This is a genomic window from Alkalihalobacterium alkalinitrilicum (genome assembly GCF_002019605.1).
Lineage (GTDB): Bacteria > Bacillota > Bacilli > Bacillales > Bacillaceae_F > Alkalihalobacterium > Alkalihalobacterium alkalinitrilicum.
In genome coordinates this window covers 945,992-968,548 of sequence record NZ_KV917368.1, presented here as the reverse complement: position 1 = coordinate 968,548, position 22,557 = coordinate 945,992, and the positions used below count along the sequence as shown (strand labels likewise).

Below are 22,557 nucleotides of genomic sequence, written 5' to 3'. Positions count from 1 at the left end.
GATTAAGGGGATCTTGCCACATTTAAAGCTAGAGCCATTTGATGACTATTTTGATAAGTGGGTAAATCTTTATAAGTCCAAATTAAGTGGCTCAACAAAGTATAATTATCAATATACTTCAAAAGCAATTAAGAGTCATTTTGGAAATACTCCTTTCCAGAAGGTTAATCGCCATGATTACCAATTATTCTTAAATAAATTTGGTTCTACTAAGTCTCCAGAAACCGTAGAAAAAGTTCATTCACATATTCGATCTTGTGTTCAAGATGCTATGGAAGAGGAAATTGTAAGGCACGATTTCACTAGGAAGTCCCAGTTAACTTGGACAGTACAATCTAAAAAACCTATTGATAAACATCTAAACTTTAATGAAAGTCAAGTTTTACTTAATACACTTTATAAAAAACTTGATGATGGGTTAGCTTATTATCTAATTAACCGGGGAGAGCGTAAGAAGTTTTGTGTAAATGGTTATACTTTCCAATAAGGAGATGATCATTTATGCAAGACTATGGAAACAAAACAATTAAGGAATTGGCAAAAGAATGCCGTACTGTTGAAGATGTCCACGCCATGTTAAAAAACTTATTTAAGGATACAATTCAAGAGGTTTTTGAAGCTGAAATAGAAAATCAGTTAGGCTATAAAAAGCACGACGCTTAAGGAGATCATACAGGGAATAGTAGAAATGGCTATAGTAAGAAAACATTAAAAATGAAACAACGGCGAACGGACTTGAAGATCAAATTGTCGCTCTTTACGCTAAAGGTATGTCGACTAGGGATATTTAATCTCACATGAATGATATCTATCGCATAGATGTCTCTCCTACGATGGTCAGTAAGGTGACGGATAAGATTATGCCGTTGATTTCAGAGTGGCAATCGCGTCCTTTAGATCGTGTATATCCGATTGTTTTTTTAGACGCCATTCACTTTAAGGTGCGTAAAGACAACCGAATTATCAATAAGGCTGCGTATAGTGTTTTAGGTATAACTGTCTCAGGTCATAAAGAAATTCTCGGCATTTGGATCGGCGAGAATGAGAGTGCCAGCTTTTGGCTAGGCGTATGTACAGACTTGAAAAATCGAGGGGTTGAGGACATCTTGATTGCTTGTAAAGATGGTCTTTCAGGGTTTTCTGAAGCTATTAATTCCGTCTTTCCTCAAACGGAAATTCAACTATGTGTAATCCATCAAATTCGTAACTCTATGAAATATGTTTCTTACAAAGAACAAAATCGCTAACGCGACTTAATCACGTCCCGAAGTTACTCATTAACTTCGGGACTTTCACTCGCTACTCGTAATGTGCCGTTACATTCTGGACACTCTAATTCTACTTCTTCCCCTTCTTCTAAATCATAGGAAAATTCACCAATAATAAACGCAGGAACCTGATCGATACAGCCACAATCAATACACTTAAATATTATGAACTCTTCTTTTTCACTTAAGTCAAGCCAGTCTCCAATGTCCTTAAATAAGTCATCTTCTTCTAGCTTTTGTTTATCCTGCTTTTTCTCGCTCATCCCTTCTTCTCCTCCAATGTTTGATCATTTCAATTTCGTCCATATAATGATAGACCCAGCCATACTCCGAATGCCATATTCCTACTAGATCCATTTTCCCTTTACAGTGCGGACATTGAAGAGGATCAGTTTCAAAAGCTTCCATCATTCGTTGACGGTATGTTTTCTTTCTTCTCTTTTGTTCAAAGAGAAATTCAATCTGTTTCGTACGCATAAAGTTCCACACATTTATAATCTTTTTTGACTGCGTATTTTTTCGACGGCTGTACAGACCAAACCGTCCTACCATTCGAAAATGTTTTGGTGGTATATGTTGAATGAGCTCATAAATAAACCGATAAACAGACACTTTTTTATCGATCTTTTTGCCAGTCTGATGATCTTCGTACCAAAAGTGAACAGAGTTATAGTGATACTTTTCAATTCGATATTCGGCAATCGCTGGTCTAGCTAAATATCTCCCGATATATTTGGCAGCTCCTTTCGCATTCTTCATCTTTTTTTCTGCATTCACATAAAAGCCATGAGGGTACCGTATGTATAGCTGATCAACTAACTGTTTAACATCGGCTCGATTTGGAAACCATTTCATCATTAAATCCATCAATAATTTTTGCCAAGACTTTCTCAAATAATTATAAGGAATGAAATCAATTGGAACCCATTCCTTCTCCTTATCAATTGCGCCCTCAGTAACCAATGCATGAATATGTGGGTTAAATTTCAGGTCTCTTCCGAATGTGTGAATAACAGTTATGACACCAACTTCTAACTGTCTTTTCTTATTTTTCTTCTTATACCAAAAATCAAATACTTGTGCTACTTCTTTAGCTAACTCATTTAATTTTTTACGATCTTTAAAGAACACCTGGCGAAGCTCTTTTGGTACAGTGAACACCATATGACGATGAGGGACATCTAATATACATTCCACTTGTTTTTCGGTCCATTCATCTGTATATTTCTTTCCACACCTGTGACAAAAACGACTCTTACCTGTAAAACATACGACAACAGGGTCTGGATTCCCTTCACACCCTAAACACTCGTACTTTGCATATCCCGTATCACTAGATCCACAACGCATCGCTTTTTCCACTGTTTCTTGAATATCCTTTTGTAGTTTTTCTGGAAATAAGTTATTGTGTAGCTTCCAAAATCCATCAAAGTGATCCTTCAAAATTTGTTTAACAATACCTTGCTTCTTCACTGTACCGTTTCCTTCCTGATTTTTTTAATTCTATTTTACAACACACTTATCCACAGATTAAGAATTTTATAATTTCCTATACAAGAACAAAAGCAAGTGATGGCAGATTTAAAGAAAGTCTATCAAGCTTTAACGATGGAAGAGGCCGAACTAGCCTTTGAAGAGTTTAAGGAAAAATGGGGCAAGAAGCACCCAATTATTATCAGGTCTTGGGAAGCGAACTGGATTGAGTTGACCGCTTATTTTGCTTATCCACCTGCCATTAGAAAAATGATTTATACCACCAATATTATTGAAGGTTATCATAGACAGCTACGAAAAGTAACCAAAACAAAAACAGCCTATCCAACGGATGAGGCTTTAAGGAAAATTATTTATTTAGCTACCATGGAAGTATCAAAAAAATGGACTATGCCCCTAATAGGTTGGAAAGAATGTATATCACAGCTAGCCATTTATTTTGAAGATCGGCTTAAGTCGGAACTATCTGCATAGCAGTTTATAAAGTTCCGGCTTGACATGGAGCCTCTACGGGCATGGATTTCTGGCGATGGGGCGATCCTTTGAAAAAAGTATCGCCTGGCTGACAAGCCTATCATGCCCGCCTCTCCATGTAAAGCCTTCTTAGTTTATTGAGTGCAATTCCCATTTACACAAAATAATTTATACTCCCCAACGATTTGTTGCATCCTCATTTGCAGTATTATTTTACAATCATGACTGGACATTTCACGCGTTTAGCGACTTTATGACTGACACTTCCTAGTACCATGCTTTGAAGTTTGTTAAGTCCTCTACTTCCTAATAAAACACAATCAAATTCATGTTGATTAGCATAGTCAACAACAGTAGGACCTGGTTCCCCGTGAAGTGTTTTAATTTCATATTGAACTTCTGATGCCTCTAACTTCTCTACAATCCCTTGAAGTCGTTCTTTTCTTTTATTCGCGATTTCAAACGATCCTCTATTTTGAAGGACATCCGCTTTTGATGTTGCACCATCCACCACATAGACGACTTCAATCACAGCATCATCACTACCAGTCACTATTGCAATCGCTTTATCCGTTGCTCGTAAAGAATGATCTGAACCATCTGCTGCTACTAGTATCCGTCGAAACATGTTATCACTACTCCCCTAAATATCTCTTTTTATCTTTTTAAAGGAAATGCTATACCACAAATGATATAGCTTTTCTGATCACTAATGTCCTGAAGCCTTTGAAGCTCCACCCATTTTGTCCATTAATTTTGAGCTTTCTTTATTTAAACCTGTATACTCAACCTTAATTTGATTTTGATCAAACTTCATTTCAATTTTATCGAGAGCACCAACCGCGGAATCGTCCCATAAATGAGCTTCTGATAAATCAATCTCTACTGTTTCTACATCATCTTTAAAATTAAAGTTCTTAATAAAGTCAGTTACAGATGCAAAGAAAATTTGACCGCGAACACGGTATACTCTCTTTTTACCACCATGAGCCATCATGCTCGTAACATGAACCTTCGAAATCTTCGCTGCGAAGAAGATGGCACTTAAAATAATTCCTGCAAAAACACCTTTTGCTAAGTCATGTGTGACAACTACAGTTACAACGGTCACAACCATAACAATCGCATCCGTTCTTGGAAGTTTATGGATCGTTTTTAATGAATTCCAATCAAATGTTCCAATCGCAACCATGATCATAACACCTGCTAGCGCAGCCATAGGAATTTGTACAACTAGATTACCTAACATAACAATAAGAAACATTAGAAACACTCCAGCAACTAACGCTGATAAGCGACCTCTTCCTCCTGATTTTACATTAATCACAGACTGACCGATCATTGCACAACCAGCCATCCCCCCGAAGAATCCTGTAACAATATTAGCAATTCCTTGTCCACGACTTTCTTTATTCTTATCACTGTCTGTATCGGTCATATCATCAACGATGGACGCTGTTAAAAGTGACTCAAGTATACCAACTAACGCAAGCGCTAAAGAATAAGGAAAAATAATCATAAGAGTTTCAAAGTTTAATGGAATTTGCGGAATCATAAACATTGGTAAAGATTGAGTTAATGTTCCCATGTCACCAACCGTTCGTACTCCAAAGTTAGCAATAATCGCTATTGCTGTAACAACAATGATCGCTACTAACGTTGATGGTACTGCTTTTGTAAATCGCGGTAAAATATATATAATCGCTAGTGTTAAAGCAACTAGCGAGTACATAATCCACGTCTCACCTACGAAATGTTGAAGTTGAGACGTGAAAATTAAAATAGCTAGTGCATTAACGAAACCTACCATAACAGAACGAGGAACAAACTTCATATATCTCGCAAGCTTAAATACTCCGAATAATATTTGAAGAATACCTGTTAAAATCGTTGCTGCTAATAAATACTGAAGTCCGTGTTCTGCAACTAATGTAATCATGAGTAGTGCCATCGCTCCAGTGGCAGCTGAAATCATCCCTGGTCTTCCACCGACAAAGGCAATAACAACTGCGATACAAAAGGATGCATATAACCCAACCATAGGGTCTACACCAGCGATAATGGAAAAGGCAATCGCTTCAGGAATTAACGCCAAAGCAACAACAATCCCAGCTAATACGTCACCTCTCACATTACCGAACCATTCTTTTTTAATTGCTTGTAAATCCAATGCTGCATCTCTCCCTTTATTTTATTTTTTCATATTGATTTTCGACTCTCACGAAAATCGGGTCCGTTGTTAACAAAGTGATATTATCACGTTTCAACTGAAATAGAAATCTTCATGTAAGCGTATGTCATAGCTTGTTTTCTAACGAATACTCTTGTTTTCGTATTTTTTATGTCATATTCACAAAATCGACATTTTTTATTAAATTAAATAGTTTCTTTATGCATAATTTACCTTTTTTTTTGTGCTTTTAAATTCATGAAGAAGGATCAGATATCACTCTGATCCATAAATCTAATTAACAGTATCACAGTAGCAAAGCATTTGCAGATTAGCGAAATGAGTACTTATATAAAATTAATTAGATTTGGTTATAATACATTCAATTATAATTCAAATATCTGTTATTTATTTTCTAATAATTAAAGGGGTGACATATTATGTATAAAAAAATTTGTGAATCATGTGGTACAACATCATACTGTGGATCGAACGAAGAAACTTGGCTTTGCCCAAGCTGTCAACATGATATTACCCATCTTGATGCGGTAGAATTGAGTCAAACAACAAATTAAAATAAGAGTTTGTTCTCTACTACTATGGCTTGACGATGTATTTGAATAATAAAAAATATGTACATTTCGTCTGCAGATTAGTTTTTTAATCATATTTATTAATCAGTTTCATATAATAAATAAAAGGCTCATTGGCCTCTTTAAAAGTTTAAGAATAGCCTCCAGCGCTGTTTCATGTTCATTTAGTGGGGCCACTAATTCCTCCTTTGTAAGTCCAACTATTAGTTGGACTTACTTTCATTCATAAGGCTTCTAAGTTTCATTTGCTTTAAACCACCGTGGATGATCTATTTTTTTTGTTTCTCTGCGTTTCTCTTCAATTAATTTTATCTTGGACCTTAAGACTGGATCACTATAAGTAACCGAATATTTTTCAGGGTAATCTTTTCGTTTGTATTCATCCCATAAACCATTCAGTTGCGTTTTATGAAAGTTCCTACTTTCCTGTGTTGAAGGTATTTCATAAACGAGTTGACCTTTTATGTAAATAGACTTTAACAATTCCTTTACTTGGAATTTGATCACTTTATTTTTAAATTCGGGGCTTCTTACGTCATTTAGTTCGATTTCTTGTAATGACTTTACATCCTCTTCTTGAAGAGCGACATAATCTCCTTTAAATTTACCTGTATTTGAGTCAATAATTCGATAAGGAATTTTATAACCAGGCGTCGTCACTTTTTCAAGACTTGATGATATCTGAATTAGCGGGACGTACGTACCATCTACTTCTTTAGCGACAATTTTGTAGACTGCACCAAACGCTGGTTGTTCATAAGCTGTGATCCTTTCGTTCCTATTAAAAATACATCGATTTTCGCTTTTTGTATCGCTAACGCAGAAATCACATATTCATCTAAGTCACCAGAAGCAATGATTTTTACGTAATCAAGGTTTTGTTCATTGAGCATTTTTCTTGCTTGTTTCGATAAGTAAGCAAGATCCCCACTATCAATTCTTATCCCTTTTAAAAGATATCCTTTTGCTTCTAGCTCTTTAGCAACTTTTATTGCATTCGGGATTCCGCTGTGTATCGTATCGTACGTATCGACTAAAAATACACATTCATCTGGAAAAACGTTGGCGTACGTACGAAACGCTTCAATTTCACTTTCGGCAAACTGAATATCTGCGTGTTCCATCGTTCCACCAACAGGAACGTCAAAATCCATCGCTGCTGAACAGAGACTAGTACTTGAAAATCCTGCAATATAACTCATTCTTGTCCCATAATAGGCAGCGTCAATTCCTTGCGCCCGTCGCGCTCCTCCTTCAAGGATCGTAGGCTGTTCTGCAAGACCTCTAACCTCCGCATGTTAATTATATTTAATGTTCCACCAAAAACAGAGTAACCATTTTTGAATGGATTTTTACGGTAAAAAGCATCAAACACCACACGCTGTTGATGTTGATTTTCCTTCCAATAAATATACATCCATCGTGGTAAATAATAATCTACATGTAATGCAAGGTTACGTTCCTGATTGATACTCATATAACCTCTCCTTAATTATGACAAGCTTTTTAAGTTTCGACCCTCTCAAGCTTAGCAGAAAGAGTATGTACCTTCTTGGCTAGCAGTTCATTTCAAATTAAAGTTTACAATGAGAGAACCTATACTTAAATAGTATCCCATTTACTTCTGTAATTATTGTGAGTTCCTACATTCCTATAATCTTTATTTCTTAAAACTAATTATTTTTAATGGGATATAAATTTACATAATTACTACACAAATGTTACTTTTTGTTTTATAATTAAATTAATTTAATTTTTAGAATATTTAATTAATTGTACGATCATTATTTTCCCCCCCCTATCTTATAGCTGAAAGGAGTCGTTGCTATTGTTTGAATCAATCTATGCGGTGGACGAATTTTCAAACGTTCAACACCTTGGCTACGCTACTGAAGAAAGGATATATAATTTCACCCTTGTTTTTTCAGAACAATTTTTTGGAAAGACCATGGTGATATGTCTCCAAACTGGCAAATCCACTTTATTAGACTTCGATGACGTACGAAACATATCCGTTATTAAAAAGGCTTTTCATATTAAAGAAGATCCTTCAGCTCATGAAATATCCGCATTATTACTATCGAAAATTCCAAGGTCTAATCATTTTGAAGAATATTCATAAGGAGGTTAAACATGGCGATCTTTTCTTTATGCTATCCTTGTAAAGGTAAAGGAATTGAAACATTGAGATACTTTCTTTTCTTTAAGAGAAAAACTCCTTGCCCTATATGTAAAGGAACAGGAAAAAATAAAGTCATCTCTTAATAAAAGAAATATGACAAGTTGTTGCACTTACCTTATACGGTAAGCAACAACTTTTTCGTGATGGTATACAACTAAATCTGTGAAGTACACTTTCCCACCGTGTATTTTTTGAAACTACGTATAGGAGCCAGGAATAATGTCCATAAAGAAAAAGACATATCCTATTCGGCAAAAGGTACTCATAGCTCAGAGTTTAATAATTACTGTCAAGAAGCACATCGTTAAACGAACTGAATATTCTAGTAATATAAGAGTAATTTCCAATATAAGATTAAAGTAGGACAACATTATTTCCGAAGTTTTCAGTTCTGAAATTTTTGAGGAGGTGCAATGTGTTTAAAAAAATTCTTCTAGCTACTGACGGTTCAGAGAATGCTTTTCATGCTGCAAAAACAGCCATTAATGTCGCTCAATCTACTCAGAATGCAACCATTTATATTGTTTATGTAATTGAATTCTCTAATGCGAAAACAGATATATTACAGAATTGGAATTCGAATGAACTTGATAAACAAAGACAAGAAAAAATTCAGTCAACTGTTGAATTAATCAAAGCTAGTGGAATTAACTACAGGACCCGCTTCCTTCGGGGAGAGCCTGGATCTGCACTCGTCAAATACGCAAATGAAGGATACTTTGACCTTGTCATAGTTGGTAACGGTAGAAAAAATAAACTACAGGAATTATTAGTTGGTAGTGTTAGTCATAAAGTTGCCAAAGGCGCTACATCTCCTGTCATGATTGTAAAAGCACAAGAGTTCAATAAGTCTCGAAATGTAAGCGCTTACTTCAGTGCTAAGTCACAGTGACGCCCCGAAAAATGTCGAAACAGTAAAAAACCATTTAGCTCATGATGAGTTAAATGGTTTTTTTAAATTAAGTATTACAAACCTTTCGTAAGCAACTGATATAAGTTCATACTCTATTTACCCTGAATAACTATTGTGGCTTTTTATTAAAAAAGGCTTTGATAATGGTTTTTAATACTGGCTCAGTCTCTGCATGTGTGCTGATTTTCTCTAAAAAGGGAAAATCAGTTGGAGTAACTGATAACTTCGCAAGTGGCTTTACACTTTGCTCACATATCCACTCATCCCTAGTCCCACCTGGTTTAAAGAGATTTTTTGGCAAAAAATAAATTGTTCCACTTGTCCAAATATCATGAACATTTTGATTATTAATAGAAAAATAATAATAACGCCTGATCCCTTTTTTTTGTTGGAACTGTCAAGCATAGATTTCTTAAAGAACCTATATATCCTCTTCTGTTCTTGACAGCAAAAAATATGACCACACGCCATCGCTTGTAGCAAAAACCGCTTTAACAGGTCTACCATTAAAAAGCGCACTATCTTTTGGAGTAAAATTATTGATCGCGGAGCTATTAGAGCCGTGTACTAATACATTTTTAGTCTCAACGATGTAATTTAAAAATTGATATATTGGGTACTTACTATGATAAGAAATTAAATTACCCTCTCCTACTAGCAGATATTGTTTATAAAGTTCATCAAATTCATTCATTGCTTGCTGAGACAAGTCTAACTCTTCGATTTTGAGTAAATGAAATTTATCTAATATATGTCTTTTTATGCAGTTTTGTATTTTATTTGTCCTCATACATCCTCCTAACAAATTATTCACTTCGGCATACTTTCTCTAATGTTAGAAAAGTATATTTCTTTGTTCAAAATTAATAATCCTGCCCCGTTGTTCATTCACAGTGACGCCCTGAAAAATGTCGAAACAGTAAAAAACCATTTAACTCGTGATGAGTTAAATGGTAAAGATGGATTATTTCTACTTCATCTATTTCCTCTTACAGATTCTAAACGCATTACACGTTTATTTTCGACATACTTCGTAAATTCTGATGCACAGCAGTACTGAAGGTGGAAAGTCAATTCGTTTTGTGGTTCTTCGGTGCCAGAAAGCAATTCATACAAAAAACCACTTCAGTTCTTTATTTTTTTAAATTGAATAACCAAAACTACTTCACTATCAAATTATGATAAAATTATGTGTGCATTAAAATTGGCTTTGGAAAGTCGTGATACACAATGAACTTATTTGAGAAATTGTATACCCTTATTATTTTTTCAGCAGTAATGATCGGTATAGGTATAGGACAGGTAGAACTCATTAGAACTAACGCGGAAAGCTTTATAGTTCCTTTATTAGTAGCTATGATATATATTACTTTCTTACAAATTCCTATTGAGGAAATAAAGAAAGCCTTTAAAAACATCAAGTTTACATACACTTCAGTGATCATAAATTTTGTCTGGACACCTATTTTAGCATGGCTGCTAGCAATGATATTTCTAGGCAACAATCCTGCCTTATATATTGGATTTATTATGCTAATGGTCACTCCATGTACGGATTGGTACTTAATCTTCACAGGAATTGCAAAAGGAAATGTTGCACTATCAACGGCGATCTTGCCTTTGAATTTAATCTTACAAGTCATATTATTGCCTTTATATCTCCTGATTTTTGGTGGAACCACTGGAGTTATTGAGTTAGGATTTCTAGTAGAAAGTATTCTAATTGTTTTATTCATACCTTTGGTCTTAGCAGTTCTAACAAAATTGTTCTTGAAAAACAAGCAACAATTAAGTGAAAGCCTCATCTCCAATCTAAGTGTGTTCCCAATTATCTTCCTAGGTCTTGCAATCGTTGCCATGTTCGCTACTCAAGGACAATTATTACTTGATAACTTAGATTTATTATGGCTAATAACACTTCCACTGCTTTTGTTTTTTGTTATAAACTTTATCGTTGGTCAAAAGGTAGGGCATGTTATGAAATATTCGTATTCAGATCGAACCAGCTTAAGTTTGACTACATTAGCAAGAAACTCACCGATTGCTTTGGCAATTGCTATGACAGCATTCCCTGACCAACCCTTGATTGCCTTAGTATTAGTTATAGGTCCATTATTGGAACTGCCTATCTTAGCCATTATTACTCAACTTCTATTATTTTTTAATAAAAGCAAAAATCAGTGAAAATAAAAATCTCCCAAACTTTATTTTAATTTGGGAGATCTTCTAAACGATTTTACACTTTTTGCAATAAATTCTCGAAAGCTAAATAGCTTAAGGTCCGACTTTTCTATAAAAGGTTCTTAACTTTTATAAAAATTGACTAGTATCGACTCTAGTAGAACTTTTTCCCTTTACTTGCTTTAACGATGCGACTATAAGAAAGCTAACAATTACTAATAAGAGCCATGAACTCAGCTTTCCTAAATGAACGAGACTCCATGCATCGGTTTGGTTTGGATATTCCCAAGCTCCGAAGAACGTTGCGATATTTTCGGCTATCCATATAAAAAAACCAATGAGCACAAAAGAAAGTACGAGTGGCATACGGTAACGAATTCCATCAACCTCGTATGAGACCCATGATTGCCAAAAGACGATTATTACAAGTCCTGATAACCAAAAGCGAATGTCAATCCAATAATGGTGGGTGAAAAAATTCAAATAAATCGCAGCTGCAAGAGGTACAACTACCAAAAAAGGTGGCCACTTAATAAGTTCAACCTTCAATCTTCGCCACGCTTGGCAAAGATAACTCGCTACACTTGCATACATAAACCCGCTATACAAAGGCACTCCAAAAATTTTGAAATATCCTTCCTCTGGATAAGACCAGGAGCCCATATGTACCTTGAAGACTTCAAGAGCAAGCCCTATAAGGTGGAAAAGTGTGATAACCTTTAGCTCATCCCGTGTTTCAAGCCCAGTACGAACCATCCACCACTGCATCAAAAGGCAAATGACAAGCAGCCAGTCATACCGTGGTAGTAAGGGAAGTGGCATGATTTGTGTAAAAGCCAAAGAGGCAAAGATAACGACAGGAAACAAACATGATAGGGCTTGCTCCCAACCAAAACGAACGAGTTGTTTTAGTGCTCTCATGCTTTGTGCCTCCAACGGGTTTTTCTGAATCTAGTCTTATTATGGTAAATAATCATACTTTATTAATCTTGAGTGTTTTCTTCACTTTGGTATTCTAAAATATCTCCAGGCTGACAGTCTAAAGCCTTACAAATCGCCTCTAAAGTTGATAACCTGATCGCCTTTGCCTTTCCATTTTTCAATATGGAAAGGTTAGCCATCGTGATTCCAACCCTCTCTGAAAGTTCTGTTACGCTCATTTTCCTTTTAGCCAACATTACATCAATATTGATGATAATCGCCATGTTTTCACCTCAGACCGTTAAATCAATTTCTGATTTTATATTAATAGCTTCTTGTAAAAGTCTTTGGAGAACAGCCGCAAATACAGCAATCACCATGGGAGCAAAAATCATGACCATTCCGATGATTATCAGACCTGGTGCGTCATCTACCTCCGCTAAAATATAGACAAATGGTATAGCTACCACATATAAGCCACTGATTGTGATAGCACAGATTTTGATTTTCTTTAGAGCTCTTACAGATAATTCCGAGAAAGCTTGGTTCTTGTCAATATAGGTTAAAAGGTTAAAAGATTGATACAAAGCGAAGTAAAATGGGATGGTCGAAACGTACATAACCATTAAAATTCCATATACCACATAAGCCAAATCTGAGCCTCTTTTTGCCGCTTCATTTGCTTCATTTGCTATCTGTGGCAACAAAAATAGACACAAAGCAAGAACTGGAATGCCAATAAAAATAACAGCTACCTTTAAAAAGAGTGTTGAACTTCGTTCCATAAAAACACCTCATTTATCAATTGTCAATTTAATTTAGCATAGAATTTATCGTTTTACAATAAATTATTATTGAAATTAATTATATTATTATTGTTGTATTTTAATTTCAGACAAAATAAAGAGCATTCCTCAATACAGCGAAATGCTCTATAACTTCAAACTATTAAATTGGAGCTCTACCTCTTCTCCTTCCCACCTCCACGAAACGATAGCCTGTGAAAGGTATTAATATACACAAACAGTTCTTCTCCAGTTATCTTCCTCGAATCGGAAATGAGAGGGAGGTACATGGCATGGTAAGTTTCAGGGACCCAAATGTAGTGATGGACATACTCCGTGAGTAGAAAACCGCATGATTGCCAAAAGTGGATACGCCTTCTATTATCTGGTGTTTCCGTTGACTCGGCCTCAATTAATAATTTCTGATACCCCTCAGCGACTGCTTTCTGTCGCAGGTAATCAACAAATTGGTTGCCGAGCCCATGACCGCACTCTTTTTCAGATACCGCCAAATAATCAATGATCATCACACCGTCAGCTACGAGTTTCCCTGTGAGAGCCATAACAACCGCTGCAGTTTCGTTGTAACCTACATGAAGCTCGGCAATTCCTTGTGCAAACATATTTTTGATGATCTTAGTCGGCTTTGCCCCCTTTTTTCCAAATGCATCCAAATAGAGGGCGCTCACCTCCTGCCAAAGTTTATCATCCCAATTACAAACGGTTATAATTTTCATAAGGATTTCTCCCATCTAACTTGTTGTCCTATTCTACATCAATCTTTTCAATGTTCTATCAGTATTTAAGGACCGTTTAAAGGGGCCCTTTATTTTGTTCGTACCAATAAATTAGTAAACGGTATATCCCTGCTTCTTTACTTTCTTCCTGCAGCTTTCATTTTTTGCTTTAAGATTAGTTTCGTGACAGGCTCATGAAACATCCATTCTACAAGTTTCACTCCGTGCTCGGCACACAATTCTTTCTTTCTTTGGTCAAGCTGCAACCGTTTTTTCAAAGCGTCGTCGCCGCCGAAAAATTCAACTGGCAGAAAATGCTGAGAGCCTTGGTATTCAAAAGCGATGTTCATATCTTCAATATAAACATCTAAATGCTGTGGACTGAGCCAACCTGGAGAGGCATGCATCTGCGCGGTAGGGTATTCCTGTTTAATGATTCTAAACATTTCTGCTTCGGATTTCCATTTCGTCGGGATTTGCCCCTTGAAGATAAGGTCTTCCTCTACTTGCTTCATTTGATCGGCAAGTTTTATCTCACCTTCTTTAGATTGAATATATTTATTGTAAAAATTCATCGCTTTTCCATACTGATCGTGTAAAGGCACTAAATAGGTCCTTTGCAGATATGCTTTTAACTCACGACGATACGAAAATTGATGGACGTCCATGAGCGTTTTTTGGATGTGCCGAAACATTATCTTTTCATCGTGTCTTTGTCCATAAACCCTGGATCCATAATTTTGGCGTAGTCTGTGCCGTATCTTCCAAATATAGCACCAGTATGTTTAACTAATTGCTCCACATTTACTCCAAATAGCTTATGACTAAACAAAAAGTCAATGCCTGTTGTCAATGTATAATGAAGCAGCAAAATATCCTCAACTTGATCCATGGAAAAGCATGCTAGATGATTGATACTGTCATCCTTTTCATACGGACTTTCGAGTAGAACATTCCACTTTGCGCGTTTCGCAATTTCATTAGCTATAAAATATCGACTAGATGTATGATTCGCAAATTGAAAAACAATGTCATCTGAGTCTTCGTGAAAGTACACTTTACGAAAATGTTCTTGTTGCAAAGCAACCGTTTCCTCATTAAACGTGATTGTATCTTTGGAGTCATTTTGTCGATATCCACAAAGGTTCGTCCCTATCAGTTGTTCATCGTGGAAAACATACGTTTCAAGTTCTTGCACATTCTTTTTATAGCGTTCGACTTCAGCGACCGTTCGAATTTCATCTTGTTTGGTCGCATAAAAACGTATATTTTTAAATTTTTTCCCTAATACATGCTTTTTACCTGTTTCATCAATTACACAGATTGTATTCGTTAAGTTCTTATTATATTTCGTGTAAAGAACCTTGAAGAGACGATCTCCCTTTTCTATGACGATTACTGTTCCAGAAACGTTACGGTCAAGAAACGTTTTCTTTTCACCATTTTCGATCATATATAAAGAGCCTTGATAATCAGAGTTAGCATATTTATCGATGAACAAAACAAGATCTGCTTCTGGAGATACGTGGATAAGATGTACATTTGTGCCAACCTGTTTTGGCTTCTTGCCCTCGAACAGGATATAGAGGTCCTCTTTTGGGAAATGCTTTGCTTGATCGCGATAAATAACATAATCTCCGTTTTCTGAAACGTAATAATAGGGGCTGGAGCGTACCGTCAGTACCTCTTGCTTCCCATCTTTGATCATCCGCAATTGACTATCTTCTCTTCTATAAAAAATCTTTAACATATGCTTTTTCCTCGCTGTAATTGTGCCTATGCTTTAGACGGATTTTTCTACTTCCTTCATTACCTTTAATAATTCACCGTAATCATCTGCTTCGATCAATTTTCCGTTGATGACGGCATAAGAAGTTTTTTTACATTGTTCACACTTACTTAAACACTCATATTCTTTATAGTTCACATTAACCTGATTGAAAAGCTCGTTATACTTAGAAACATGTTCATCTGTTAAAAATTGATCTATATTATTTACACAAAACTCAATATTAATCTTCGGCTTTCGTAAAAATCGGAACAGCTTCAAGAATGATCGCCCTCTTACTTAATCGTTTATTTTCATGGTTTTTTCTTTAAATCCCTAACAAGTTCTACTATACACTAATTCTACCTTTTCACTTCAACACAACGATGCTAGTGTAAATAAACTTTAACGCAAACTGAGGTAAACAGTTTGCAGTGTTTCAAATTGGTTTTATTTTCGATATATATTTTTAATATTGAATAGTGTCTATATATATCCATTTTACATATAATGTCATATGTAATAATTAAAAGAATTTTTGCAAATATGAGGAAGGTAATGTTGCACCTCTAGACCAATAGTACCGATTTATAGGAGAAGGTTGTACTATGAGAAAGAAACGCACTTATCATTCTGATCTTCGTGAAAAAAGAAAACAATCCACCATTGAAAGCATTATTGAAGCTACTTACACGATGCACTCAGAAGGGGTCACCGATATAAAAATAATCGCAGAACATTCTGGAGTTTCGATACCCACAATTCGTAAATATTTTCCGACGAATGAAGATTTATTTCGGGGATGCGCGAATCACTTTCTGAAGATCAATAAGTTACCTCAAATTCATACGTATTTACACTTACACGAACTTGATGAAAAAGTCACACTGATCGTAACTGACTTTTATTCCTTCCATGAAAATACGATGGAACTCGTTTGGCTCTCGTTTCGCCTATCAGAACAATCTAAAGTTATGAGGAATTCGGCCTTACAAAATGAGGCTCTAATTAAAGCCGCTGTACAGGTCTTACTCCAGGACACGGCTATTCCAAACGATCGAAAAGAACAAATCGGAGGCTTCATCCGCAGCTTGTTACACCCCCTCTTTTACCGAACGTTAAGAAAATTAAGTGGCTTGGACAAAGGTATATGTATTGAACAAACAACAAGAGCTATTTTGCTAAAACTAAAGGAGGAAACCCTTTGAAAACTGTAAATATTAACAAGTTACCTCTATTGGATTTGTGGTACGACAGTGACAAAAAGAAAAAGTGGAAAGCCAATTTACCATTCACCCCACAGTTTCCGCTCTGGTCTGGCATTAACAGTACTCAGACGACGGTTGTCTATTTTGAGGTAGAAGCAGGAAACGAGCTTGGAGAACATTCTGAAAGCAGTGAGGAAATTTTATTTGTTTTAAGCGGAAATGCAGAAGTAATGATTGGAAACGACCGTTGCACCATAACCGTTGGCGATCTCGTCGTTATTCCACCTTCTGTTCCACACTATATAATAAATAAAGGCGATGAAACTGCAAAATTTTTAGCTTTTTTTGCTAGCAAGGATTCCCATTCTACCTTTTCAGAAGAGGTATCTCCAGTTGGAATGAAGGTCCTTTAAATTTTATACTACCACAGAAAAAATGAACCCAAACAGCTATTCATTAGCTGTTTGGGTAATTATATATTCAACAGGTCATTGCTACTACATTGAAACATCATCTCGTAATAAATTCGAGAATTTTTTTACATTTAGTTCTGCAAGACTAGCTGTTTTATTTTTTAATTTAAATTCCACAAGCAACGGATCCATTTTTCTGAAAGTACTTTTGATGATACTCTTCTGCTTGATAAAACGTTTTGGCTGGCGAAATTTCAGTGACAATTTTTTTAGCGCTCGCTTGGCTAAGATCCGCTTTTATTTTACTTGCGACTTCTAATTGTTGAAAATTTTGAAAGAAAATAACCGAACGATATTGAGTTCCTACATCAATTCCCTGGCGATTTAATGTTGTTGGGTCATGACATTCAAAAAATTTAGTCACGAGTTCTGCATAAGAAATTTTCCAAGGATTATACCAAATTTCAATCACCTCAGCATGACCAGTCTTTCCCGTTTTCACTACTTCATAGGAAGGACTCTCAACATGACCACCTGTATACCCTACTCTTGTCTCTTCAACTCCACGAATACTTTCAAAAAACGCTTCCACTCCCCAAAAACAACCTGCACCAAATACTGCTTTTTCCATTTTAATTCGCTCCTCATTTGAGCGATAAATCTTCTTCCCATAAGAAAAACCTCTCTAAAATATAGAGAGGTTATCGTATTTATATACGATCCTCTCATCTCCCAAGGTATACACCTTGCAGGAATTGGCACCGTTTAAATCAAATATGATTTAATGGTTGCCGGGTTTCAAAGGGCCTGTCCCTCCACCACTCTGGATAAGAAGTCTATCGCTATTAAATTTATTGTTATTTGAATAGTATTATAGATGATAATTAATTATTTTGCAAGGGGATTTATTTAAAGTTAACTTTTATTGATTGAACCATCTCTATGATTTTTTTCAAGGCTTTAGAGAGCCACCCTAAAATAATATACTGAAATATCAATAAAAATATTTTACTTCGATTGCCGAAATGTTAAGATAGACTTATAGATTGTAAATTATGGAGGAATTTAAAATGATGAAACGTCCTATTACAACAGAAGACTTAACTAAATTTAAGTTTGTCGGTGATCCTCAGGTTTACCCTAACAGCGACAAAGTGGCCTATGTCTTAACTCATGTAGATCAAGAAAAAGATGGTTACTATTCTTATATCTATGTAACTAATTTAAAAGGTGAAGGCAGACAATTTACCTCTCATTATTCAAACGAGACATTAGTTAAGGATACGACTCCACTGTGGTCACCAGATGGAAGCACGATTGCTTTCCGTTCAAACCGTACAGGAAAAAATCAAATATGGCTTTTACATACAGATGGTGGTGAAGCTATACAATTAACAGACGTCAAGCAAGGAATCGGTGATTTTGTTTGGTCGCCAGACGGCAGCCAGCTCGCTCTTACGATTAAAGGTGAATTAAAGGTGACCTCTGATGAGGATGAAGAAAAAAGTGATGTGAAGGTGATTACAAGACTTCGTTATAAAGGTGACGGAGTTGGTATTTATAACGACGACCGTAAGCATGTTTATTTATTTGATATAGAGACAAAAGCTTATACAAAGGTTACCGAAGGCGACCATGATTTTGGTCAACCTGGTTTCTCACCAGACGGAAAAAGCTTATTCTTTGTTGGAACGAAGGCAGATGATCAAGAGTGGGGCTACCTCCCTGCTATTTGGAAATATGATATTGCTTCAAAGGAAGAGACGTTGTTCTATCAAGGAATTGGAAATATTATGGCACCTTCTCTTTCACCAGACGGTAAATGGCTAGCAGTGGCAGGGCATACACGTGGTGAGAGAAGTCAAGGGAATGCGAATGTTCTCCTCCTTTCTGTAGAAACTGGTCAATTAACAAACTTAACGGAACACTTTGATTACACCGTTGGAAACCTTGTAGGTGTCGATGCGAAATATGACACCGCAGAATTGAGATTAATTTGGGACTCGACTAGCACTCATATTTATTTTAGTGCAACAGTTGGTGGTGATTGCCAGTTATTTAAAGTAAATCTAAACGGTGAGGTAACAGCAGCCTTATCTCCTACTGTCGCAACTGTTACGTCCTATGATATCGTCAACTATGATCAAGCCGTCCTCGTTCTTGCTACTCCTCATTCTACTGGAGATTTAGTTACACAAGATTTAAATAATGTGGAGAACGTGGAAACGTTAACGAATTGGAATCAAGAGATTTATAATAAAGTTCATCTAAGTACTCCTGAAAATTTACATTATAAGAGTACAGATGGTAAAGAAATTGAAGGTTGGATTTTAAAACCTTATGGATATGAAGAAGGTAAAAAATACCCGATGATCCTTCAAATTCACGGTGGTCCAGCAACAGCTTATGGAAATGGTTTACACCATGAAATGCAAGTAATGGCCTCTAAAGGTTATGTGGTGCTTTATACGAATCCAAGAGGAAGTCATGGCTATGGTCATGAATTTGTAAATGCGGTAATTGGTGATTACGGTGGTATGGATTATGAAGATATAATGGCTGGTGTAGATTATGCCTTAGAAAACTTTAACTACATCGATCACGACCAATTATTCGTTACAGGAGGAAGTTACGGTGGTTACATGACCAATGTCATCGTGACTCGAACAGATCGTTTCAAAGCGGCTGTTACGCAACGTTGTATTTGTAACTGGCATAGTTTCTATGGAACTAGTGATATTGGGTTCTTCTTCACTGAATGGCAGCATGGACATGCTGATTTATGGGATGATGTTGAGAAGCTATTAAAAGTATCACCACTCACCTATGCTCGTAATGTGAAAACACCAACACTCATCTTGCACAGTGAACAAGATTTACGTTGTCCGATGGAGCAAGCAGAACAATGGTATATTGCCCTTAAACGATTAGGTGTAGAAACGAAGCTCGTTCGCTTCCCAGATGAAAACCATAACCTTTCACGCTCTGGTAAACCGAAACATCGCTTAGAGCGTCTACAACATTTAATGAGTTGGTTTGATGATCGACGAAATTAAATAATTAACTGAGAATTCCATAGTGACGGTTCTTGCTACTGAATTCAGAAACAGAAGAGCCGTCCTTTTAAGTGGAGAAAGTTAGGGGCTTCAACTGGCGTTTTGAACGAAATAATTTATATTGAAACAGAACAAACAACATAAATAGTAGTAGAAAATAAAAATGAGGAGATAATTTATGTTATCTAACAAGACTCCATTACCACCTTTATCGATGTATAGAATTACAGCTAAGCTGTTTAGTCATATAGAGAAGTCTGTTACTTCCTCTTTTGATACAGAAGGGAAAAAGTTACTTCAAAAAGGCCTTGAAAATTTCGGATATAAAGAGGCACACGATATTGCTGTACTAGCTTCACGTGAAGGTGAAGATCACGTGTTAAGTGATTACATTCCAAAGGACTTTGATCGCGCCAATAAATATTCCGAAATAACAATTTATGGTTTAATGGCTAAATTATTTGCTCAAGTCACTAAAGTTGTTGTAGATGTCTACGGTGAAGAAGGTAAAGAGGCAATCAAAGAAGGTGTTCGAACGTTTGGAGAAGAACGTGGAAAAGGAATTGTTCAAAGAGCCGCTCACCTTGGTATGCCGAATACGATTGAAAATTATCTATCAAACTATGATATGGGTCGTAGCAATCTGTTTGAGTTTGAAAACATCTTCAAACCACAATTAATTGAACAGACATTTACGAAATGTCCTTTTGGTCAGCAATGGGCGGATGATAACATGCATGAATATGGAATTTTATATTGTCAGATGATTGATCCAGCCGTAGCCAAAGGGTATAACCCAAATTTTGAAGTGGAACATGATCAATATATTTTAAAAGAAGGAGTATGCCACTTTAACTTCAAATTAGAAGATCATACGAAAAAAGACTAATACGTAAAAAGAAAGGTCGCTGTCTTCAAAAATTTAATTTTACGACAGCCCCTTCTCCTCTCCATCAATGGGACTATAATTCAGCCAATCCTTTAAAAAGTTCAACCGCAGTCTCGATCATCTCATCACGGAAGTCATATTCCACAGTATGAATCGGAGGGTAATCCTCTCCGTTTCCGATGTAACAAATCGCTCCCTTTGTCTCTTTTAAATAATGACCAAAGTCTTCTGATGCACGAAAGGCTTCCTTCATTTCACCAAGCTGAAGCCCTTTCTTTTGACAGGCATAACGAATTTTGTCTGAGCTTTCTTTATGATTCACAGTTTCAGGAAAGGTATCATTGTAAGAAAAACTCGTCTTCAACCCATACTGTGCAGAGAGTTCTAGAGAAAAATTTTCAAAATTTTTCTGGAGCTGATCTAACTCTTCTTCATAAAATGCGCGAATGGTTAAAAGTAAGTTTCCTTTGCTTGCTGAAACTCCAAACGCTCTTTCACCAATATCTACTTGAACGACGGTGCATAGTACCTCCCCGTTATTTTTCTCACGTGAAGTAAACTCAGGGATTGCTTGAATAATCTTTGCCATGGCAAATGATGGATTGACTCCATCCTCAGGCTGACTTGCATGTGCTGGCGTACCTTCCATATGTATCGACATTCCCTTGGATGCGCAGTGAGCCGTTCCATCAATGACATGTACGGTGTTAAGAGCCATTCCGCTCATATTATGAAAAGCATAAATTTCTTCAATATGATTTTCCTTAACTAAAGAAACGCACTGAGCCGCCCCATCCCCTGTTTCCTCTGCATGCTGAAACAAGAAGAAGATATTTTTATCAGACCCCTTCTGGTCGATTTCAAGGGCAAACCCAGCAAGGCATGCCGAGTGACCATCATGCCCACATTTGTGAGAAACTCCTGAGAACTTTGAGGCGTGAGGAACATCTATCGTTTCCGCAATCGGAAGTGCATCAAGATCTGCACGAAATGCAATGTTCTTTTTAGCCTCCTTTGCCCAATGAATGGCATAAAACCATTTCCCTTTGTCTACAATTTCTAGGTGTGTATGGTCTTTAAGAAAATCTATCAAACGCTGCTTCGTCCATACCTCTTCGTTAGAAAGCTCTGGATGCATATGTAATTCATGACGTAAATTTTTCGTTAAGGTTAGGTTATAAGGTTCCACTGTAACTCTTCCTTTTTATTCAAAATTCTATCATAGTCATTACACAATATCCATTCTCCTAATAGATTAAAGGGGGTAAGAGAACATTAGCATTACTAAAACGCTTGGGTTATTCCCTACACCCAAACGTTTCGATCTCGATTAAGTTTTAATTAATAGTTGCTAGGAGGCTACGAACCTACAATTCTTTATTTTCATAAAATGAATAAGTTTCCAGATGCAAAAGGACAACAGGTACGCTATGTTACTAAACCTAACGCTAAACATCCTCTTTTTATTGCTTCCTAATGATAGGAGTGTTCCTTAAATAAAAAAC

Annotated in this window: 26 protein-coding genes, 2 pseudogenes and 1 riboswitch; of the genes and pseudogenes, 10 read left to right on the top strand and 18 right to left on the bottom strand. The window is 36.2% G+C overall.

Annotation, left to right across the window (positions count from 1 at the left end; translation table 11 throughout):
* Positions 1–13: 13 nt before the first annotated feature.
* Both BK574_RS04620 and BK574_RS04615 read left to right on the top strand, forming a co-directional pair.
* Positions 14–487 (top strand): tyrosine-type recombinase/integrase, encoded by a 474-nt coding sequence (locus BK574_RS04620; protein ID WP_158211533.1) that lies wholly within the window; start codon positions 14–16, stop codon positions 485–487.
* 14 nt (positions 488–501) lie between these two features.
* Positions 502–1,238, top strand: a pseudogene (locus BK574_RS04615) (IS256 family transposase); the annotation flags it as partial.
* Between the two features lie 32 nt (positions 1,239–1,270).
* On the opposite strand, the gene BK574_RS04610 reads toward BK574_RS04615, so the two are convergent.
* Both BK574_RS04610 and BK574_RS04605 read right to left on the bottom strand, forming a co-directional pair.
* Positions 1,271–1,531: a hypothetical protein gene (locus BK574_RS04610; protein ID WP_142247897.1), complete on the bottom strand. Its 261-nt coding sequence runs from the start codon at positions 1,529–1,531 to the stop codon at positions 1,271–1,273.
* Positions 1,509–2,741: an IS91 family transposase gene (locus BK574_RS04605; protein ID WP_078427704.1), complete on the bottom strand. Its 1,233-nt coding sequence runs from the start codon at positions 2,739–2,741 to the stop codon at positions 1,509–1,511. The genes BK574_RS04610 and BK574_RS04605 overlap by 23 nt, the downstream gene beginning before the upstream one ends.
* Positions 2,742–2,816: 75 nt before the next feature.
* Here BK574_RS04605 and BK574_RS04600 point away from each other — a divergent pair.
* A pseudogene (locus BK574_RS04600) lies at positions 2,817–3,236 on the top strand (transposase); the annotation flags it as partial.
* 208 nt (positions 3,237–3,444) lie between these two features.
* Here the strand turns inward: BK574_RS04600 and BK574_RS04595 are convergent.
* From BK574_RS04595 to BK574_RS28255, 5 genes are all read right to left on the bottom strand, one after another.
* On the bottom strand, positions 3,445–3,864 hold the full coding sequence (locus tag BK574_RS04595) for a universal stress protein (protein WP_078427703.1): 420 nt from the start codon (positions 3,862–3,864) through the stop codon (positions 3,445–3,447).
* An 81-nt stretch (positions 3,865–3,945) separates the two neighbouring features.
* Positions 3,946–5,406 carry a SulP family inorganic anion transporter gene (locus tag BK574_RS04590; RefSeq protein WP_078427702.1) on the bottom strand — a complete coding sequence of 487 codons (1,461 nt, stop codon included), beginning with the start codon at positions 5,404–5,406 and terminating at the stop codon, positions 3,946–3,948.
* An 827-nt stretch (positions 5,407–6,233) separates the two neighbouring features.
* On the bottom strand, positions 6,234–6,659 hold the full coding sequence (locus BK574_RS28265) for a beta/alpha barrel domain-containing protein (protein WP_238457952.1): 426 nt from the start codon (positions 6,657–6,659) through the stop codon (positions 6,234–6,236).
* 47 nt (positions 6,660–6,706) lie between these two features.
* Positions 6,707–7,201 carry a beta/alpha barrel domain-containing protein gene (locus BK574_RS28260; RefSeq protein ID WP_238457951.1) on the bottom strand — a complete coding sequence of 165 codons (495 nt, stop codon included), beginning with the start codon at positions 7,199–7,201 and terminating at the stop codon, positions 6,707–6,709.
* Entirely contained in the window at positions 7,198–7,476 is a 279-nt protein-coding gene (locus BK574_RS28255) for a beta/alpha barrel domain-containing protein (RefSeq protein WP_238457950.1), read from the bottom strand. The genes BK574_RS28260 and BK574_RS28255 overlap by 4 nt, the downstream gene beginning before the upstream one ends.
* Before the next feature lie 351 nt (positions 7,477–7,827).
* On the opposite strand from BK574_RS28255, the gene BK574_RS04580 reads away from it, so the two are divergent.
* Positions 7,828–8,121 carry an SAV0927 family protein gene (locus tag BK574_RS04580; RefSeq protein ID WP_078427701.1) on the top strand — a complete coding sequence of 98 codons (294 nt, stop codon included), beginning with the start codon at positions 7,828–7,830 and terminating at the stop codon, positions 8,119–8,121.
* A 475-nt stretch (positions 8,122–8,596) separates the two neighbouring features.
* Positions 8,597–9,073 (top strand): universal stress protein, encoded by a 477-nt coding sequence (locus tag BK574_RS04575; protein WP_078427700.1) that lies wholly within the window; start codon positions 8,597–8,599, stop codon positions 9,071–9,073.
* 130 nt (positions 9,074–9,203) lie between these two features.
* Here the strand turns inward: BK574_RS04575 and BK574_RS27330 are convergent, their stop codons facing one another.
* Positions 9,204–9,395 carry a hypothetical protein gene (locus tag BK574_RS27330; protein WP_078427699.1) on the bottom strand — a complete coding sequence of 64 codons (192 nt, stop codon included), beginning with the start codon at positions 9,393–9,395 and terminating at the stop codon, positions 9,204–9,206.
* A gap of 120 nt (positions 9,396–9,515) precedes the next feature.
* A complete protein-coding gene (locus tag BK574_RS04565) occupies positions 9,516–9,884 on the bottom strand; it encodes a hypothetical protein (RefSeq protein WP_078427698.1) in 369 nt (122 codons plus the stop codon).
* A gap of 440 nt (positions 9,885–10,324) precedes the next feature.
* Here BK574_RS04565 and BK574_RS04560 point away from each other — a divergent pair, with 440 nt between their 5' ends.
* Positions 10,325–11,278 (top strand): arsenic resistance protein, encoded by a 954-nt coding sequence (locus BK574_RS04560; protein WP_078427697.1) that lies wholly within the window; start codon positions 10,325–10,327, stop codon positions 11,276–11,278.
* 126 nt (positions 11,279–11,404) lie between these two features.
* Here the strand turns inward: BK574_RS04560 and BK574_RS04555 are convergent, their stop codons facing one another.
* From BK574_RS04555 to BK574_RS04525, 7 genes are all read right to left on the bottom strand, one after another.
* Entirely contained in the window at positions 11,405–12,196 is a 792-nt protein-coding gene (locus tag BK574_RS04555; protein ID WP_078427696.1) for a DUF817 domain-containing protein, read from the bottom strand.
* Positions 12,197–12,258: 62 nt separating this feature from the next.
* Positions 12,259–12,480, bottom strand: coding sequence for a helix-turn-helix domain-containing protein (locus BK574_RS04550; protein ID WP_078427695.1), 222 nt, complete (start codon positions 12,478–12,480; stop codon positions 12,259–12,261).
* A gap of 9 nt (positions 12,481–12,489) precedes the next feature.
* Entirely contained in the window at positions 12,490–12,981 is a 492-nt protein-coding gene (locus BK574_RS04545; protein ID WP_078427694.1) for a DUF2975 domain-containing protein, read from the bottom strand.
* Positions 12,982–13,157: 176 nt separating this feature from the next.
* Positions 13,158–13,718: a GNAT family N-acetyltransferase gene (locus BK574_RS04540; protein WP_158211532.1), complete on the bottom strand. Its 561-nt coding sequence runs from the start codon at positions 13,716–13,718 to the stop codon at positions 13,158–13,160.
* Positions 13,719–13,855: 137 nt separating this feature from the next.
* The gene (locus tag BK574_RS04535; RefSeq protein WP_078427692.1) at positions 13,856–14,413 is read right to left on the bottom strand and encodes a hypothetical protein; all 558 of its coding nucleotides are present in this window, start codon (positions 14,411–14,413) and stop codon (positions 13,856–13,858) included.
* On the bottom strand, positions 14,413–15,468 hold the full coding sequence (locus tag BK574_RS04530; RefSeq protein WP_078427691.1) for a hypothetical protein: 1,056 nt from the start codon (positions 15,466–15,468) through the stop codon (positions 14,413–14,415). The genes BK574_RS04535 and BK574_RS04530 overlap by 1 nt, the downstream gene beginning before the upstream one ends.
* Before the next feature lie 33 nt (positions 15,469–15,501).
* Positions 15,502–15,768: a DUF1450 domain-containing protein gene (locus BK574_RS04525; protein ID WP_078427690.1), complete on the bottom strand. Its 267-nt coding sequence runs from the start codon at positions 15,766–15,768 to the stop codon at positions 15,502–15,504.
* Between the two features lie 326 nt (positions 15,769–16,094).
* Between BK574_RS04525 and BK574_RS04520 the strand changes: the two genes are divergently transcribed.
* Both BK574_RS04520 and BK574_RS04515 read left to right on the top strand, forming a co-directional pair.
* Complete coding sequence (locus tag BK574_RS04520; protein ID WP_078427689.1) at positions 16,095–16,694, top strand: TetR/AcrR family transcriptional regulator; 600 nt, start codon at positions 16,095–16,097, stop codon at positions 16,692–16,694.
* On the top strand, positions 16,691–17,107 hold the full coding sequence (locus BK574_RS04515) for a cupin domain-containing protein (protein ID WP_078427688.1): 417 nt from the start codon (positions 16,691–16,693) through the stop codon (positions 17,105–17,107). Before BK574_RS04520 ends, BK574_RS04515 begins: the two co-directional genes overlap by 4 nt.
* Before the next feature lie 166 nt (positions 17,108–17,273).
* Here the strand turns inward: BK574_RS04515 and msrA are convergent, their stop codons facing one another.
* On the bottom strand, positions 17,274–17,738 hold the full coding sequence (msrA, locus tag BK574_RS04510; RefSeq protein ID WP_078427687.1) for a peptide-methionine (S)-S-oxide reductase MsrA: 465 nt from the start codon (positions 17,736–17,738) through the stop codon (positions 17,274–17,276).
* 91 nt (positions 17,739–17,829) lie between these two features.
* Positions 17,830–17,941: riboswitch (SAM riboswitch) on the bottom strand.
* 236 nt (positions 17,942–18,177) lie between these two features.
* Between msrA and BK574_RS04505 the strand changes: the two genes are divergently transcribed.
* Both BK574_RS04505 and BK574_RS04500 read left to right on the top strand, forming a co-directional pair.
* The gene (locus BK574_RS04505; RefSeq protein ID WP_078427686.1) at positions 18,178–20,163 is read left to right on the top strand and encodes a S9 family peptidase; all 1,986 of its coding nucleotides are present in this window, start codon (positions 18,178–18,180) and stop codon (positions 20,161–20,163) included.
* Between the two features lie 178 nt (positions 20,164–20,341).
* Positions 20,342–21,052, top strand: coding sequence for an L-2-amino-thiazoline-4-carboxylic acid hydrolase (locus tag BK574_RS04500; protein ID WP_142247895.1), 711 nt, complete (start codon positions 20,342–20,344; stop codon positions 21,050–21,052).
* A 73-nt stretch (positions 21,053–21,125) separates the two neighbouring features.
* On the opposite strand, the gene BK574_RS04495 is transcribed toward BK574_RS04500, so the two are convergent.
* The gene (locus BK574_RS04495; RefSeq protein WP_078427685.1) at positions 21,126–22,241 is read right to left on the bottom strand and encodes a M20 metallopeptidase family protein; all 1,116 of its coding nucleotides are present in this window, start codon (positions 22,239–22,241) and stop codon (positions 21,126–21,128) included.
* Positions 22,242–22,557: the final 316 nt, after the last annotated feature.